General features: G+C 70.9%; 16 protein-coding genes. 8 read left to right on the plus strand and 8 right to left on the minus strand.

Features of this window, described 5'->3' with window-relative positions:
* The first annotated feature begins 23 nt into the window (after positions 1–23).
* On the plus strand, positions 24–1,019 hold the full coding sequence (locus VA596_RS12215) for a trypsin-like serine peptidase (protein ID WP_323326321.1): 996 nt from the start codon (positions 24–26) through the stop codon (positions 1,017–1,019).
* Positions 1,020–1,419: 400 nt separating this feature from the next.
* Positions 1,420–2,262 (plus strand): hypothetical protein, encoded by an 843-nt coding sequence (locus VA596_RS12220; protein WP_323326324.1) that lies wholly within the window; start codon positions 1,420–1,422, stop codon positions 2,260–2,262.
* Between the two features lie 26 nt (positions 2,263–2,288).
* Here VA596_RS12220 and VA596_RS12225 read toward each other — a convergent pair whose 3' ends face one another.
* Complete coding sequence (locus VA596_RS12225) at positions 2,289–2,924, minus strand: TetR/AcrR family transcriptional regulator (RefSeq protein ID WP_323326326.1); 636 nt, start codon at positions 2,922–2,924, stop codon at positions 2,289–2,291.
* Positions 2,925–2,993: 69 nt separating this feature from the next.
* Here VA596_RS12225 and VA596_RS12230 point away from each other — a divergent pair, with 69 nt between their 5' ends.
* Genes VA596_RS12230 through VA596_RS12240 form a run of 3 tightly spaced genes read left to right on the plus strand, consistent with a single transcriptional unit; the run spans position 2,994 to position 7,638 of the window.
* On the plus strand, positions 2,994–4,733 hold the full coding sequence (locus tag VA596_RS12230) for a CocE/NonD family hydrolase (RefSeq protein WP_323326328.1): 1,740 nt from the start codon (positions 2,994–2,996) through the stop codon (positions 4,731–4,733).
* 11 nt (positions 4,734–4,744) lie between these two features.
* Positions 4,745–5,404: a hypothetical protein gene (locus tag VA596_RS12235; RefSeq protein ID WP_323326330.1), complete on the plus strand. Its 660-nt coding sequence runs from the start codon at positions 4,745–4,747 to the stop codon at positions 5,402–5,404.
* Entirely contained in the window at positions 5,401–7,638 is a 2,238-nt protein-coding gene (locus tag VA596_RS12240) for a CocE/NonD family hydrolase (protein ID WP_323326332.1), read from the plus strand. Before VA596_RS12235 ends, VA596_RS12240 begins: the two co-directional genes overlap by 4 nt.
* A gap of 8 nt (positions 7,639–7,646) precedes the next feature.
* On the opposite strand, the gene VA596_RS12245 is transcribed toward VA596_RS12240, so the two are convergent.
* Positions 7,647–8,312: a DUF4097 family beta strand repeat-containing protein gene (locus VA596_RS12245; RefSeq protein WP_323326334.1), complete on the minus strand. Its 666-nt coding sequence runs from the start codon at positions 8,310–8,312 to the stop codon at positions 7,647–7,649.
* A 327-nt stretch (positions 8,313–8,639) separates the two neighbouring features.
* On the opposite strand from VA596_RS12245, the gene VA596_RS12250 reads away from it, so the two are divergent.
* The gene (locus VA596_RS12250; protein ID WP_323326336.1) at positions 8,640–9,662 is read left to right on the plus strand and encodes a S1 family peptidase; all 1,023 of its coding nucleotides are present in this window, start codon (positions 8,640–8,642) and stop codon (positions 9,660–9,662) included.
* Positions 9,663–9,731: 69 nt separating this feature from the next.
* On the opposite strand, the gene VA596_RS12255 is transcribed toward VA596_RS12250, so the two are convergent.
* The gene (locus tag VA596_RS12255) at positions 9,732–10,637 is read right to left on the minus strand and encodes a LysR family transcriptional regulator (protein ID WP_323326338.1); all 906 of its coding nucleotides are present in this window, start codon (positions 10,635–10,637) and stop codon (positions 9,732–9,734) included.
* 121 nt (positions 10,638–10,758) lie between these two features.
* Between VA596_RS12255 and VA596_RS12260 the strand changes: the two genes are divergently transcribed.
* On the plus strand, positions 10,759–11,382 hold the full coding sequence (locus VA596_RS12260) for an NADPH-dependent F420 reductase (protein ID WP_323326340.1): 624 nt from the start codon (positions 10,759–10,761) through the stop codon (positions 11,380–11,382).
* 243 nt (positions 11,383–11,625) lie between these two features.
* On the opposite strand, the gene VA596_RS12265 is transcribed toward VA596_RS12260, so the two are convergent.
* The 3 genes from VA596_RS12265 to VA596_RS12275 form a co-directional block, all read right to left on the minus strand.
* The gene (locus VA596_RS12265; RefSeq protein ID WP_323326342.1) at positions 11,626–12,093 is read right to left on the minus strand and encodes a hypothetical protein; all 468 of its coding nucleotides are present in this window, start codon (positions 12,091–12,093) and stop codon (positions 11,626–11,628) included.
* A gap of 69 nt (positions 12,094–12,162) precedes the next feature.
* Positions 12,163–13,065, minus strand: a complete 903-nt coding sequence (locus tag VA596_RS12270) for an endo-beta-N-acetylglucosaminidase H (RefSeq protein ID WP_323326344.1) — start codon at positions 13,063–13,065, stop codon at positions 12,163–12,165.
* Positions 13,066–13,172: 107 nt separating this feature from the next.
* Positions 13,173–13,802, minus strand: a complete 630-nt coding sequence (locus VA596_RS12275; protein ID WP_323326346.1) for a TetR/AcrR family transcriptional regulator — start codon at positions 13,800–13,802, stop codon at positions 13,173–13,175.
* A 133-nt stretch (positions 13,803–13,935) separates the two neighbouring features.
* On the opposite strand from VA596_RS12275, the gene VA596_RS12280 reads away from it, so the two are divergent.
* Positions 13,936–14,724: an SDR family NAD(P)-dependent oxidoreductase gene (locus VA596_RS12280; RefSeq protein ID WP_323326348.1), complete on the plus strand. Its 789-nt coding sequence runs from the start codon at positions 13,936–13,938 to the stop codon at positions 14,722–14,724.
* Here the strand turns inward: VA596_RS12280 and VA596_RS12285 are convergent.
* Both VA596_RS12285 and VA596_RS12290 read right to left on the minus strand, forming a co-directional pair.
* Positions 14,711–15,379: a response regulator transcription factor gene (locus VA596_RS12285; protein ID WP_323326350.1), complete on the minus strand. Its 669-nt coding sequence runs from the start codon at positions 15,377–15,379 to the stop codon at positions 14,711–14,713. The two genes, VA596_RS12280 and VA596_RS12285, sit on opposite strands and share 14 nt — an antisense overlap.
* Positions 15,364–16,638, minus strand: a complete 1,275-nt coding sequence (locus tag VA596_RS12290; RefSeq protein ID WP_323326352.1) for a sensor histidine kinase — start codon at positions 16,636–16,638, stop codon at positions 15,364–15,366. The genes VA596_RS12285 and VA596_RS12290 overlap by 16 nt, the downstream gene beginning before the upstream one ends.
* Positions 16,639–16,697: the final 59 nt, after the last annotated feature.

Consider the following 16,697-nt stretch of genomic DNA (forward strand, 5'->3'; position numbering starts at 1 on the left):
TTGAATGCATTCCAGGAGGACACATGAGGATTCGTGCTTTGCGGTTGAAGACCGTGCTGGCGTCGGCGGTTCTGACGGCCGGCGTCGCGCTGGTCTCCGCGCCGGTCGCGTCGGCGGGATCGGCGGGATCGGCGGGGACGCCGGACGGTGCCGTGCAGTCGCCGCAGCTCGGCCAGTTCACCCAGGCCCAGGTGGAGAAGTTCTGGACCCCGGAGCGGCTGCGCGGGGCCAGACCGGTCACCCAGAACGCCCCGAAGGCCGCGGCGAGACCCGACAACGCTTCGCCGGTGCTGACGCCCGGCGGGGACCAGTTCGGCAACGCGCAGGCGGCGCGGCCGTACACGTCGGACTTCAACACGCGGGTGACCGGGAAGATCTTCTTCCTCAACCCCCGGGACGGCCTGACCTACGTCTGTTCCGGCTCGGTGGTCAACTCCACCGGCAAGAGCGTGGTCGCCACCGCGGCGCACTGCGTCTTCCAGGGTGGGGCCGGCCAGCAGCTGTGGAGCCAGAACCTCATCTTCATCCCGTCGTACGACAACAACAGCCGCCCGCTGGGCACGTGGTCCGCGGCGACGTTCTGGATCCCGACGACGTACTTCAACCACGGCAACGACGGCTTCACCCACGAAGACGACGTGGCCACCGTGGCGATCGCCGCCCAGGGCGCGTCGAAGATCACCAACGTGGTCGGCGGCCTCGGCTGGGTTTCGACCAACTCCGGCGTGATCAACGGCTGGGACACCCACGGGTACCCGCAGGAGCTGTACGGCGGCCAGAACCAGCTGCGCTGCATCGGCAACGGCCGGGACGCCGGCGGCTTCAACGGCGACACCTACCTGTTCACCAACAACTGCGTCGCCTTCGGCGGCTGGAGCGGCGGCCCGGTGATCAACGGCAGCAACCAGCTGCTCGCGGTCACCTCCGGCAGCGACCGGTCCACCAACTCGTTCTACGCGCGAGCCGCGTCGAACACCTGGATCCCGGTGCTCAACGCGGCTCAGGCGGCCGGTTTCTAGAGCGGTTCACCGACGAAGTCGTCACCACAGCGCCCGCCGGAAGCACCTTCCGGCGGGCGCTGCCGGTGTTCGCACGGCCGCCGCGGCCGGCGCACCGCGCCGGATCCGCTTCCCGGGCCGGGTTCCGTGGCAGAGACAGGAATCGGACAGGTTGGGGGGAAAGCCTGGACCACGGGGGTGACCTCTTCTCACACTGGTGGGTGAATATCTCCCTGTCCCCGGAGGTGCTGCCCGGACATGCGTCGAACGGTTGCGGTCAACGAGATTCCGTAGAAGTACCGCCTGAAGCTCGTCATCTCCTGATCCGCGTGCGGGGCCGGCAGGCCCGCGCGCTCTGTGTCGTACCCGCTCGCGCGCCGGCCCGGAGCCGGAGCGATGCCGTTCCGGACAAGGAGTTCTGATGCGCAAGACCCTCATCGCACTCTCCACCGCGGTCCTCCTCGGCGTGCCGGCGACCGCCATCGCGGCGCCGGCCCCGATGGTGGCGCAGGGCACCGCCGTGGCCGGCGCGGTCGACGGCACCACCCAGGTCACCGCGGCCGACCGGTTCCGGGAGATCCGCACCGGGCAGGCCGGGCGCCGCACCGAGGCCACCAGCATCCACGACGACTGGGGCGTCTACACCGGTGGCAGCGCGGTCACCGGGCAGGACGCCGTCCAAGCGGCCTACAGTGACCTCAACGTCTCCGGCGACACCCTCTACGCCCCGACGATGAAGGCACCGGGGTCCTGCGTCGAGCTGGTGACCGCCTACAACGGCGGGGCCAAGCAGGTCTGGGCGTGGGACTGGTGCGTCGGCGTGCACGTGGCCAAGTCGGTCAACATCGACTCGGCTTTCCGTGCCACCTACGTGACTTCGGTCAACGGCCACGACTCCTACCACGGCAAGGTGGAGCAGACCGACGCGAGCCGGAACACCTGGACGTCGTCGCTGTTCAACTACCAGGCCAACCGCTGGGACACGCTGTACACGCAGTCGGGCGCCGACCAGTCCCGGGACAACCGCAGCTGGAACATCTTCGAGATCTACGCCAGCGGCACCACGACGGCGGCTTACTGCACCGCACTGGGCACCCGGAACATCGAGAGCAGCAGCTACAAGATCAAGCTGAACGGTTCCTGGCAGGCCGCGAACACCGGCAACACCTCGGTGCTCTCCAACTCCTCGACCGCGAACTTCCTGTGCCCGAACCTGTCTCGCACCGTGGTGCACGCCAACGACCAGTGGCAGGTCCACCGCTGACCATCCACTGTGGACTTACCCGGCGGTCAGCCGTGACCCGCCTCGGGTGACGGCGCGAGGAGCGCCTGCAGCGCCGGGCCGACGTGCCGGACGATCGCCTCGGTCTCCTCGTCGGCGAGGACGGCCACCCGCACGATCTGCCGGCCGACGACGACGCCGACGAGCATGGAGGCCGCGAGGGCGACGCGGACCTCGGCGTCGCGACCGTCCGAAGCGGACTGCCGGACGCCCTCGGACAGGCGCGCTTCGATGAACTCCCGGAGCAGCGTATTCGCCTTCTCGTTGGCGATCGCCCCGCGGAGCATCGCGCGCAGTGCGTCGGCGTCCGGCCGGGGCCCCTCCCAGACGCCCAGGTGCGCCCGGGCCACGCGCTCACCGACGGACTCGGCGGGACCGCGGTAGGCGTTCGCGATGCGGGAGAGCGCTTCCGGCGAGATCGACATCACGGCGCCGAACAGCTCGTCCTTCGACCGGAAGAACTGCATGACGAGCGCGGCGTCGACGCCCGCGTCCGCGGCGATCGCGCGGATCGTCGTGGCCTTGAAGCCGTCGGCCGCGAACCGCCGGCGCGCGGCGTCGAGCACCGCCTGGCGGGTCGTGTTCTGCCCGGGCCTGCGGCCACGCCGGGCGGGCGACAGCGTCCCTTCCTGGTGATCTTCCACTCCGGCAGTCTACGATCGCCAGATATCAACAGATGTTGATATGCTCCGAGGTGGCGAAGGGAGCTCCGGATGAGCGAGAAGATCTTCATGCCGTCCCGGCCGCTGGTGCCGGGAGGCGAGCGTTACGGCGTGCTGAGCGGGTTCGCGCCGGGCACCCGCACCCTCGAAGCCGGCACGTGCCTGGCCGAGCCGTTCCGGCCCCTGCCGGTCGACATCGTGTTCGAGAAGGACGTCACGGTCACCCTTCGTGACGGCACGGTCACGTACGTGGACGTGTTCCGGCCGGTCGGCGCCGAGAAGGTCCCGGTGATCGTGGCGTTCAGCCCCTACGGCAAGGGTCAGGGCGCGTCGCCCAGCGCGATGGGCGTGTTCGGCCTGGTCGGCCTCGACAACGCGATCGTGTCGGGCCTGCAGAAGTTCGAAGGCCCCGACCCCGCCTACTGGTGCGCCCGGGGCTACGCGATCTGCAACCCGGACATCCGCGGGGTCGCCGAGTCCGGGGGCGACAGCGTCCTCTGGGACCGGCAGGAAGGACGCGACGCCTACGACCTCGTCGAATGGCTCGCTGTGCAGGACTGGTGCAGCGGCCGGGTCGCGATGAGCGGCACGTCGTACCTCGCCGCGTCGCAGTGGTTCACCGCGGCCGAGCGGCCGCCGCACCTGGCCGCGATCAACCCCTGGGAGGGGATGAGCGACACCTACCGCGACCTCGTGCTGCGCGGCGGCATACCCGACAGCGGCTTCGCGAAGCAGCTCCGCGACATCTCCTTTTGGGGTCACGGCCGCAAGGAGGACATCATCGCCGAGGCCGGCCGCTATCCGCTGGTCAACGACCTCTGGGAGCACAAGATCCCGCGGTACGAGCAGATCACGGTCCCGGCGTACGTGGTCGCCAGCTACTCGAACACGCTCCACACGCAGGGCACGTTCCGCGCGTGGCGCCGGATGTCCTCAGTGGACAAGTGGCTTCGTATCCACAACAGCCAGGAATGGCCGGACTACTACGACGAGGCGAACCGGGAGGACCTCCGCCGCTTCTTCGACCACTTCCTGAAGGACGTGGACAACGGCTGGGAGGACATCCCTCGCGTCCGGTACTCCCTGCTCGACCTGGAAGGCGGTGACCAGGTCGCGCTCGGTGCGGACCGGTTCCCGCCGAAGGGAGTCGTGTCCACCCGGTACTACCTCGATGCGGGCACCCGCACGCTCGGCACGGCGGCCCCGGCCGAGGCGGCGACCGCCCGCTACGTCGCCGGGTCGAACCCCGGTGCCGTCTCGTTCCTCACCCGGTTCGAGGACGAGACCGTCCTGGTCGGCTACCCGAAGGCGCACCTGCGGGTCGAGGCCGAGGGCGCCGACGACATGGACCTCTTCGTGCTGGTGCAGAAGCTCGACGCCCACGGGACACCCCTCGCGCAGTTCACCGTGCCGAACCAGGGCGCGATGATCCACGACGTCACGGAGTACGGCGGATCGATCCTGCGCTACCGCGGGTCGGACGGCCGGTTGCGGGTCTCGCTGCGGCACCTGGACGAGACGCTGTCCACTGAGGACATCCCCGCTCACACCTTCGACCGGACCGAGAAGCTCGCCGCGGGCGAGGTCGTCGACGTCGACATCGACCTGCTGCCCGTCGGCCTCGTCTTCCACCCCGGTGAACAGCTCCGCTTCGTCGTCAGCGGCCGGAGCCTGCTCGGCTCGATGATGCCCGGCATGCCCGAATACACCTCGCCGAACACCGGCACCCACATCGTGCACACCGGCGGCGAGCACGCCTCGTACCTGCAGCTGCCCGTCCAGAAGTCCTGAAAGGACCCATCATGACCCTCGGCACCGCGGCATCGGTCCGCATCGCGGGCGAAACCGACGACCGGAACATCGACCGCTACGAGCTCGCGTCGGCCCGTCGTGCGCTGCGCCTCATCAAGGGGAACCTCGGCGACCGGCTGCACGCGCTCGTCGGCGCGGAAATCGCCGTAGGCAACGCTTTCTTCCGCGACCACGTGCGGCGCTCCGGCGGCGAACAGGTGACGGGCACCCTCACGATCGAGGCCCGCGGGCTCACCGCGGCCGCCTTCTCCGCGTGGATGATCCGCGCGTTCACCAGGGAAGACGTCCTCATCGCGGCCCAGCCCGAGCACTACCTCATGGACATGGCCGACCCGCGGGGGCCGCACATCGTCGAGACGCTCGGCGAGCACGTGGTGGGCTTCCGCATGGGTGGCTGGGACGAGAGCGAAGTGCCCGGCGGCACCGACCGGCGGCACTCGCTCCTGACCCTCGACGACGACGGGACCGTGGTCGGCTCCGTCTCCACGTCGTTCCGCGAAGCCGACCACGGGATGACGGCCGAGCTTTCCGTCACCCTGCCCGCGACCAGCGCACCCGAGGCCGTCGAGCAGCACCTGCAGCACTTCTCGGTCGAGTTCCGCAGCTGGATGCTCCTCGCCGCGGCCGAGACGGGCGAAGGCAGCCGATGACCCACACGGGTTTCCTGGCCGGCCCGATCAGCGGGTTGAAGTACGAAACCCCGACGCACCAAGGGTTCACGGGTCGGCAAGGCGAGTTCCGGTACGAGGAAGGCGAACGGGTCGCCTTCCTCGTGGGAGCGACGCCGATCGGCAACGTCTCCGCGCGCCCTCGGGTGAACCTGGCGCAGATCGTCGCGCGTGTGGACGGCGACGTCGCCAAACTCCGCGATCCCGGGCTGACGAACGTCGCCCGGTTCGTGTTCACCCTGGGCCGGCGCGCCATCCGGGACGCCGGGACGGAGATCGCCCCGGAGGTCCATGACATCGTCGGTGACCGGCGGATCGACTTCCGGCACGACGCCGACTTCGCGGGCGCCGGCGTCGCCGACAAGGTCCAGGCGTTCGCCGACGACCCGGTCGTCGCCGGGCTCCTGCGTGACCTGAACGAAGCCGGGGTCTTCGAGGACGCCGGGCCGCGCACGCTGTGCACTCCGGCGAACGCCCGCAACGAGGTCCGCCGCAACGTCCTGGGCATCCTGCGGTTCCGCGACGTCGCGATCCCGCTGGGCAACGGCGGGTACGTCCTCGCGGACGTCTTCCGGCCCGACGGACCGGGGAGCTACCCCGTCGTCATCAGTTCGGGGCCCTACGGCAAGGCGTTCAACCACCACTCCATCGGGACGGCCGCCGACCTCGAAGCGCACGAGCTCATTGAGGACGACTACTTCTCGGGCAATCCCGGCGGGCAGCCGTTCGAGAACCACGAAACGGTCAACACCGCGTCCTGGGTCCCCGACGGGTACGCGGTCGTGCGGACGGACATGCCGGGCGCCGGCGCCACCCCCGGACGGCTCGCTCCCTGGGGTATCGCCGGTGCCGAGGCGCTGCGCGACTGCATCGAGTGGGCCGGCGGGCAGCCGTGGTCCAACGGCAACGTCGGCACCTGGGGCATGTCGTACCTCGCGATGAGCCAGCACCAGGCCGCGAGCCTGCATCCGAAGCACCTCAAGGCGATGATCGCGATCGGCACGGACGTCGACCTCTACGAGGAGGTCGCCTACAACGGCGGGATCTTCAACGAGCAGTTCTGGTCCGTCTGGAAGGCGTCCGGGATCGACCCGGCCATCGTGGGGGAGCCCGACGTCGCCGATTTCCTCCGGACCCTGAAGGACAGTCCGTTCCGCGACAGCGATCCGGACGCCGTTTTCGGGCCGCGGGCGGACGTCTTCATGAGTCCCGATCTGACCGGTGTCACCGTCCCGCTCTGGGCGGTCGCCGCGACGACCCACGTCGCGCACTTCCACCAGCTCGGCGGCAGCAACGCCTACCTGGCCACGCCGACGGCGGACAAGAAGCTCGACGTCTGGGACGACTGGTTCCAGAAGTCCTACGCCGCGGAGACCGTGGCCGCTCACAAGGCTTTCTTCGACCACTGGCTCAAAGGGATCGACAACGGGATCATGGACACGCCACCGGTGCGCCTCGAGATCCGGTCCGGCAACGGTGCCGCGATCGTCCGGCACGAGAACGAGTGGCCCGTCGCACGCACCGAGTACCGCCGCTGGTACTTCGACGCGGCTTCCGGGGAGCGCCCGTTCTTCCGGCTCTCGACGACCGAGCCGACGGCCGCGGCCGAGGTGTCGTACTCCGCGGAGATCGCGCTCGTCCCGCCCGCCGCCGGCGCGGCCCTGCGCGTCGATCCCGCGTCGGCCCGGTCCGATCCGCGCGCCACCGGGATCTCGTTCCTCAGCGCGCCGTTGCCGGCCGACGCGGTCCTCGCCGGCTACGGCAAGGTCGGTTTGGTGGTGTCCGCCAGCAGCCACGACATGGACGTCTACGTGTCGGTCCGGGTCGTCGACGAGGCCGGCCGCGAGGTCGACTTCACCGGGTTCGCCACGAGCGGCTTCGGTGACCGCCCCATCCCGCTCATGAAGGGCTGGCTCAAGGCGTCCCACCGCCGGATCGACGAAGCACGCAGCACGGCGTGCACGGTGAAGCACACCCACCGCCAGGCCGACCACGCGCCGCTCGTCCCGGGCGAGGCGGTCGAGGTCGAGATCGAGCTGATCCCGAGCACCGGCCTGCTGCGCAAGGGGCACCGGATCCGCGTCGACGTGCAGCCGTACGACGGGGTGGCGCACGGCATGCACCACGCCTACGACCCGGCTTACCACGACGGAGCCGTCAACACGATCCACACGGGACCGTCGCGCCTGGGTTACGTGCAGCTGCCGATCATCTAGCCCGGGTTTCAGAGGCTGCGGGCGACGATGTCGCCCTGGGTGGTGGTGGCTCGGATGGTGAGTTCGGGGGTGCCGTTGTTCTTGAGGGTGTTGTCGATGCGGCCGTGGGTGGTGCCGGCGTCGAGGGTCGCGGAGACGCCGGGGGCCGCGCCGACGGTGATGCTGCCGGTCTGGGTTTCCAGTGTGACCGTGCCGCCGGTGGCTTCACCGATGTGGATGTCGCCGCGGGCGGTGCCGATGTCGGCGGGGCCGTCGAGGTGGCCGATGTGGACGTCGCCGTCGGTGGCGGTCAGGCGGACGGCGGCGGTGTGGGCGAGGGTGATGTGGCGGTAGGCGCCGGTGAAGGCGACGTCGCCGAGGCGGCCGGTGCTGTCCAGTTCGGCGGCGGTGCTGGTGGCCTCGACGCGGGACCCGGTGGGCAGCTCGACGGTGACGTCGATGGAGCCGGACGGCCCGAAGTACTGGATCTTGCCCTGCGGCGTGTGGATGCGCAGGACGCCGTCGGTGTAGGTGACGGTGGTCTGTTCGGCGGCCTGGACGTCGCGGGTCTTGCCCGGGTCGGCCGGGCGGATCTCGACGGTGGTGTCGGTGCGGTCGGTGGCGCGGAGGTGGACGCGGCCGGCGGGGAGGTCGAGGGTGGCGGTGATCGGGGTGGTGGTGGCGAAGGTCTGCATGGGTTCTCCCGGGTTCGTGGTCCCCGGTGGTGGGGATGTGAACCACTGTTGCGGGGTGGGCTGACATCGGGCGGCCACGGTGCTGACACGGTGGCTGACACGAGCGGCCGGTGACGCGATACCGCTGAGCGGGATCCGTGCGGGCACTTATTGGCGGATTTACTTCACGAATTTCTTCTTTGTCCGTTTTCCGGATGGGCTTTCGGTTGAAAACAAACCTTCGTCGGTGGTGAATCACCCGCGGAAGCTGGATCGTCACGCAGTGTTCCACCGTGGCAAGCACCCCTCACGCCAGTCTTCCCCCCAAAGACGACCCGGAGGATCCTGATGACGTCCCGGAAACTCGCCGGCTTCACCGCATTCGCCTCAGCCGCACTGGCTTGCGCCCTCTGCGTCCCGGCGGCCAACGCCGCGCCGCTGTCGGCCGAAGCGGCGTTCACGCTCGCCCAAGGCAACGCCATGACCCAGGCCGACCAGGTGACCGCCGCCCTCGGCGCCGCCTCGGGCGGCTACTACCTCGACAACGGCAAGGCGATCGTCAACGTCCTGGACGACGCCGGCGCGCAAAAAGTCGAAGCGGCCGGTCTCACCGCCAAGAAGGTCACCCACACCTTCGCCGCGCTGACCGGCGTCAAGAACGCGATGGACAACGTCCGCAACGTGCCGCAGACCTCTTGGGGCATCGACACTTCCACCAACCAGGTCGTCGTGACCATCTTCTCGGCCGCCACCCCGGCGACCGCGGACAAGGTCGCCACCGCGGCCAAGCAGTACGGCGACAGCGCCCGCGTCGAGTACAAGACCGGCAAGCTCGAGCTGTACATCGCCGACGGGGACGCCATCCAGAACAGCAGCGCCCGCTGCTCGCTCGGGTTCAACGTCAAGAGCGGCAGCACCCCGTACCTGCTCACCGCCGGGCACTGCACCAACCTCGGCGGTACCTGGTCCGGCGGCGACGTCAGCGGCGCACGGGTGGTCCGCAGCGACTGCCCCGGCGCGGACTCCGGTCTGCTGACCCGCCCGAACGGCTCCGGTCCCGGCCGCATCAACACCGGCCAGGCCATCACCAGCGCGGCCGCGCCGCAGGTCGGCGAGCGGATCTCGAAGCAGGGCTCGACCACCGGCGGCGGCACCGGCCAGGTGACCTCGGTCGACCAGTCGGTCAACTTCGACGTCGGCGTGCTCAACCACGAGTTCGGCACGACCGCCCACACCGACCACGGTGACTCCGGCGGCCCGGCCTACGACGGTTCGAAGGGCCTGGGCACCCTGTCCGGCGGCAACACGACCGTCAGCTACTTCTACCCGCTGACGCGTGAGCTTTCGTCCTACGGCCTGACCCTGGCCTGACCGGCACGAGCGTGACCGCGGCGCCGTCTCCTTCCCGGGGGCGGCGCCGCGCTTTGTCGGTCCTCCTGCTCAACCCTGCTTCGCCGCGGATTCGCCGCCGCGCTGCCACATTTCGTAGTTCCCGCATTCCGCCGTGACTTCGGCCGCCTTCTGGGCCGCGGTGAAGAAGTCCTCGACGACCGGGGAGTCCCGCGACGCCGCCACCGCGAGGCACACCTGTTCGGGCGCCAGGTCCGGGATGGGCACGTAGCTGATCTCCGGGTGGGAGTAGAACACGGTCGCCGAACGGGCCAAAAACGAGATGCCCCGGCCGGCCGCGACGTGCTCCAGCGTTTCGTCCACCCCGCGCACCACGTACCCGGCGTTGGGGTGGGGGCGCTTGGTGGGCTGCGTGCCGGCGTGCCAGATCAGCGGCTCGCCGGCCAGGTCGGCCTCGGTGACCTCCTCCTTGCCGGCCAGCCGGTGACCGGCGGGCAGGACCGCGACCCGCGGTTCGGAGTAGAGCGGGACGACGCGCAGGCCGGCTTCGTCGATGGGCAACCGCACGTAGCCGATGTCGATGCGGCCGTCGAGCAGCATCGGGGCCTGCTCGTCGCCTTCGATCCGCTGCACGTCGACCGGGACGTCCGGGTGCCGGGCGGCGAACAGGTTCACCGCGGGGGCGGTGGCCACCCCGGCCCGGAAGCCGACCATCAGCCGCCGGCTGCCCCGGGCGGCCACGGTCACCCGGTGGCGGGCCGCGTGCGCGGAGGCGAGCAGCGGGCCGGCGTCGGTCAGCAGCTGCCGGCCGGCGTCGGTCAGCGTGACGCCGTGGCTGTCCCGCGTCAGCAGCGCGGCGCCGAGATCCTTCTCCAGCGCGCGGATCTGCCGGCTGAGCACCGGCTGGGCGATGTGCAGCTCCTCGGCGGCGCGGCCGAAGTGCAGCTTGTCGGCGACGGCGACGAAGTAGCGCAGCTTGCGCAGGTCCAGATCCATGGAGCCTCCCGGTCCGGCGATGTCTTCAGGGTATCGCAGCAGCTGAAAGAGGTCTTGGACACGCATCCGGGCCGCTGGCAGCCTCGGGAAGTCCTGTCCCCGCACCGGAAAGCGGCACGTCATGAGCAACGTCAGCATCATCGGCCTGGGAAACATGGCCCAGGCCATCGGCGCCCGCGCGATCGAGGGCGGCAACACCGTCGAGGTCGTCGGCCGCGACGCGGGCAAGGCCGAGGAGGTGGCCGCGGCCCTCGGGGGCGGCGCCACGGCCGGGACGTTCGGCACCACCCCGGCCGGCGACCTGGTCGTCCTCGCCGTGCCGCACGCCGGCGGCGTGCCGGTGGTCACCCAGTACGGGGACGCGCTGGCCGGCAAGGTCGTCATCGACATCTCCAACACGTTCGCCGGCCCCGGCGACGCCGTGCTGGTCACCCGTCCGGGTAGCTCCGGCGCGCAGGAGATCGCCGAGGCCGCCCCGGCGAGCACGCACGTGGTCAAGGCGTTCAACACCGTCTTCGGGCACGTCCTGGCCCGGGGTGGCCCGCTGGACGTGGTCCTCGCCGGCGACGACGCCGGGGCCAAGGCGAGCGTTTCGGCGTTCGTCGAGAGCCTCGGGCTGCGCCCGCGGGATGCCGGTGGCCTGGAGATGGCGCACTGGCTGGAGGGGGCCGGCCTGCTGCTGATGGGCCTGGCCCGCAACGGCACGGGGTTCGACGTCGCGCTCGGCGTCACCGTCTTCGAGTGAGCGGCGCGCCACCACCCTGAGGAGCGGCACGAGCACGCGCGTTTTCGTCACGGGCGGGTGACCGCCTTCATCGCCTCCATCGGGTACGGCGTGGTGGACGCGGGGGCGCTGGCCGACGGCTGGCGGCACGCGACGGGCACACCGGTGTGGGGCACGCCGTACGGGCCTTCCTCGGACGAGAAGGGCCGGCGAGGACGCCATCCGCGCGGCACTGGCCGCCGCGAGGCGGTGACCACGAGCCGGTCAGCGCGGCTGCGCTGCGGGGAGACCGGCCGAGGCCAGTGCTTCCCAGAGGGGTTTCGCCTTGTACCGCTGGGAACCCAGTCCTTCGACGAACTGGCAGCCGAAGCTGGCGGCGGTGACGGTGGTGGTCCGGCCTTGGGTGTCGACGAAGCGGAGTTCGTAGCTCGGCCCGAGTTCGAGGGTGCAGGCGATGTCCGACGGCGGGGTCGGCAGGGAGCACGCGGCGGCCGCGATCTTCTTGATCGCGGCCGCGTCCGTGGTGCGGGCCTCGGCCGGCTGGTGCTCGACGGGCGGGTGGCCGGGGAGGCTGGGAAGCGCCAGCTGCAGGGGGCGGTCGGCGAGTTCCCGGGGCTGGTAGCCGGAGGAGCACAGCGCCGGCTCGTTCGCGGCCTCTGGTTCGTTGCGGCCGCACGCGGCGGCGATGACGAGCAGGAGCAGGACACCGGACACGGCGGGCAGTCTTCGCATGGGCACTCCCCAGGGACGGAAGTGCCCCCGCGCACGGTTGCACGCCGCCGGTCCGGTCTCCGGAAGCGGCTAGTTCGTGTACACGGCGTCCTTGCCGTACAAGGGCTTGGTGAAGCTGGAGACGTAGCTGTGCGCGTCGCCGGCGCCGAGGTTGTAGGTCAGGTACACGCCGTAGCCTTCGTTCACGGTTCGCTGGGCGAGGCTGGCGGCCGTGCTGGTGGACGTCGCCGAGATCTGGACCGCCGCGGGGGAGAGCCCGGACTTGGGGAGGGCGATGTTCGGCACGCCCCAGGTGCCGTAGTACGGGTTCCAGGCGTAGTTGAACTTCGACGTGATGTCGGTGCCGCCGTAGGACAGCCTCGTCGCCGACGGGCCGATGTTGTACAGCGAGATCAGCTTGCCGGGCATCGCCGCGCGCAGGGCCGTGACGAGGTAGACGAACGAGCTGGCGTTGGGCTGGCCGGTGCCGTTGTTGCCGTACTCGGTGTACTCGTCGTCGAAGTCGATGCCGTCGAGCCCGTACTTGGTCACGGTGTCGGACAACTGCTTGGCGAAGGCCGCGGCCGCCTGCTGGGACGGGAAGTTGGCGAACCCGGCGCCCTGGTGGTTGCCCAGGATCGACAGCATGACCTTGATGCCCTTGGCCTGCAGCGGGCGGACCTGGGTGCTCACGTTGTTCAGGACGTTCTGCACGTTCGGGTTGAAGTACAGGTACGCCGACTTGGTCGCGGTGTCGTAGTTGATGTTGGCGGCGAAGATGACGCCGATGTCGAACACGTTGCCGCCGCCCTGGGCGAGCGCGTACTTGCCCACGTTCAGCATGCTGTTGTTGTTCACTTCGACGTAGGCCACGGTGACCGGCCCGGCCTTGCGTGGCGCGGCGGTGGTACCCGCGGCACTCGTGCCCGTCGTCATGCCCGCCAGGAGGGCGGCGCCTGCCAGCAACGCGGTGATCCGACCGAACTTGACCATGGAGACCAACTCCTGCCCGAGTGGTTTGAACCATTGTCCATGTATGTGCTTTTCCGGCCGCTTGTCAAGAGAGGTGATCAGGCAACGCGCCCGGTGCCACTGTTGGCCTACGCGGTTCGTCCTGCTCGCGGCTCGGCGGGTGGCCGGCCGCCTCCGAGCGCGGCCAGCACCGTCCGGTAGGTCAGGTCGGCCCGCGCACCCACGTCGCCCGCCTCGGTGCCCAGCATCGGCGAGTTCGCCGGCAGCTGCGCCGCTTCGTGGACGACGGCCAGGTAGAGGGCGAAGCACCACGCGGTGTCGGTGGCGGTGATTTCGCCGGCTTCGTGCAACCGCCGGAACAGCAGCTCGAGCCCGGCCGTGACCTCGGGGCTCAGCGGAGTCATCTGGGTGGCCGGGTCCGCGGTGAGCTCCATGATCGCCCGGCTGCCGACCTTGAGCTCGAAGAGCAGCTCGGTCAGCCGGTACAGCGCCGCGACGGGCGGCGCCGTCGCCACCCGCGCCTGGTCGAGCCCGCACAGGTAGCGCTCGTTGAGGACGCCGGTCAGGGCCTCCAGCAACGCTTTGCGGGAGGAGAATCGGCGGTGCACGGTGGCGCGCGCGACCCCCGCGGCGTCGGCGATCCGCTCCAGCGTGGCGGCCGGGTCGGCCGCGAGCACCTCTTCGGCGGCGGCCAGGATCCGCGCGGTGCTGCGCTCGGCGTCCGCCCGCAAGCGCCGCGGTCCGGCGTCTGCGCTCACCCGGAACCCTCCTTCTCGCTCGTCACGTCCCGGATCAGCCTACATCCGAGAAGTCGTCGTCTCGACTGCTGGCATAACTGAGACTTGTGTGTAGCATTTGCAGAGTCAAGTCAGACGTGAAGGGAACACCACCATGGATCTGGATCTTGCGGGCAAGCGCGTCCTCGTGACGGGGGCGAGCCGGGGCATCGGGCTGGCGACGGTCGAGGCGTTCCTCGCCGAAGGCGCCGAAGTCGTTGCCGTGTCGCGGAAGAGCACCCCCGAGCTCGAAGCCACCGGCGCGGCGTTCGTGTCCGCCGACCTGCTCGACGCCGACGCGCCGCGGCGGGTGCTCGGCACCGTGCTCGCGGACGACCCGCGCCTCGACGTGCTCGTCAACAACGCCGGCGGCGGCGAAGCGTCCGACGCCGACCTCCTCGACCCCATCGGCGGCTCCGCCCCGGCGTGGGACGACGTCCTCGCGCTGAACCTGCGCGCCGCCGTCGAGATGACGCGGGCCGCGTTGCCGGCGTTGTCGCGGGCGCGGGGCGCGATCGTGAACATCAGCTCGAGCTCCGCGCGCGACCCGCGCGGGGTGCCGCTGTCCTACGCCGCGGCCAAGGCCGGGCTGAACGCGTTCTCCCGCGGGCTGGCGGAGAAACTGGGGGACACCGGGGTCCGGGTCAACGTCGTCACCCCCGGCGCCACCCGGACCGCGATCCTGACGAGCCCGGACGGCTACCTGGGACGGCTGTCGGCGAGCATGGGCGTCGACCAGGAGACGTTGCTCGCGGCCATGCCCGAGCAGTCGGGCATGGTGACCGGCGAGCTGATCGAGCCCGCTGAGATCGCCCGGGCGGTGCTCCTGCTGGCGTCGCCGGCGATGCCCAGCGCGGTGGGCGCCAACTGGAACGTCGACGGGGGCGTCCTCAAGACGCCGTGAACGTCCCGCCGGGCTGCTCCAGGTAGGTGAGGACCGCGAGGACGCGCCGGTGGTGGCTCTCGGAGAGCCCGAGGCCGAGCTTGGTGAAGATGGTGCCGATGTGCTTGCCGACCGTCTTCCCGCTGACGTGCATGCGGGCGGCGATCGCGGCGTTGGAGCGGCCTTCGGCCATCAAGGCCAGGACCTCGTGCTCGCGCGGGCTGAGCCCGCGCAGGGCCGGGTCGCCGGCGCGCCGGCCGAGCAGGGCGGTGACGACCTCGGGGTCCATCACCGTGCTGCCCGCGGCGACCTGGCGGACGTTGGCGACGAACTGGCCGACGTCCATGACCCGGTCCTTGAGCAGGTAGCCCACTGCTCCCGCGCGATCGGACAGCAGTTCCCGGGCGTAGAGCTGCTCGACGTACTGCGACAGCACGACGATCGGGAGCCCCGGGACCTGCTCGCGGACGGCGATGGCGGCGCGCAGGCCCTCGTCGGTGAAGGTCGGGGGCAGCCGGACGTCGACGATGGCGACGTCGGGGCGCAGCGTCGTCAGGGCCCGGGTCAGCGAAGGTCCGTTGTCGACGGCCGCGACGACGTCGAAGCCGGTGGCGCCGAGGATCCTGATCAGGCCCTCGCGGAGCAGCGCGAGGTCCTCGGCTACAACGACGCGCACGGCAGCCACATCCGGATTTCGGTCGGGCCGCCCGGCGGGCTGTCGACGCTGAGGGTGCCGTCGAAGGCGGACAGCCGGCGGGCGACACCGCGCAGCCCGGTGCCGCTCCCGGGTGCGGCGCCGCCGCGGCCGTCGTCGGCCACGCGCAGCGTCAGGTCGCCGGTGGCACTGAGGTCCGCGGTGATCCGGATGTGCCGGGCGCCGGCGTGCTTGATGGCGTTGGAGAGGGCTTCGGACACGGCGAAGTAGGCCGCGGACTCGACCGGCGCGGGCAGCCGTCCGGGCAGGTGGGTCACGACCGTGGTCGGGGTCGGGTTGATCAGGGCCAGGGCCTGGAGGGCGCCGTCGAGGCCGCGGTCGGCCAGCACCGGCGGGTGGATGCCGCGGACCAGGTCGCGCAGTTCGGCCAGGGCGTCGGACGTCGAGGCGCGGGCCTCGGCCAGCAGCCGCCGGGCGGCTTGCGGGTCGTCGGCCAGCAGCTGCTCGGCCAGGCCGAGGCTCATGCCGAGGGACGCCAGCCGGGCTTGGGCGCCGTCGTGGAGGTCGCGTTCGATCCGGCGCAGTTCGCCGGCCTGGGTGTCGACGGTCTCGGCACGGGAGGTCGCCAGCTGCTCGACCCGGGCTCGCAGCCGGGCCTGTTCGGTCGGGCCGAGCAGCAGGCGGATCACGCGGGCGTTCAGGCGCGCCAGCCGGGCCGCGGTGGTGTACCAGAGCAGGAAGCACACCGGGCCGAGCGGCACGAGCGCGAACGACTGGGTGACGCTCCGCAGCCGGAAGGCCTCGCCGAGCGGGGTGCGGAACACCTCGGGCGGGGTCAGCGCGTAGACGAGCGGGTAGAGCAGGTAGACGAACCCGCCGGCGAACAGCAGCAGGGACAGCCCGCAGGTGAGCCAGCCGGTGATCGCGTTGACGGCCAGCCACGCCCAGTCCCGCCAGGTGGCCGGGTCGCGCAGGATCGTCCACAGCCGCGACGGCCACCCGGCCTCCGGTGCCGGGAGGTAGGGCCGGGGCACGGGTTCTCCGAGCTCCCGGCCGGCCCACCGCCGGTGCCGGTCGGCGAGCCAGCGGACCAGCGCGGTCGAGAGCAGCGTCAGCGGGACCCCGGCACCGAGCGCGACGAGCGGCACCGAGGTGATCCACAGTGTGGCCAGCGCGGCGCCCGCGACCGAGCCCGTCAGCAGCATCGCGGACCAGCCCAGCGAGTTGAGCCGTGAAGCCAACGCGGAGACGGGCGGGGGAGTCCCGCGGGAATCGGTCATCACACTCCCTCTTCGTGCCTCGGCGCGTCGGCCGGGCCGGTGTCGATGATGACCGGCCG

It is taken from the genome of Amycolatopsis heterodermiae, from assembly GCF_034929455.1.
Taxonomy (GTDB): domain Bacteria; phylum Actinomycetota; class Actinomycetes; order Mycobacteriales; family Pseudonocardiaceae; genus Amycolatopsis; species Amycolatopsis heterodermiae.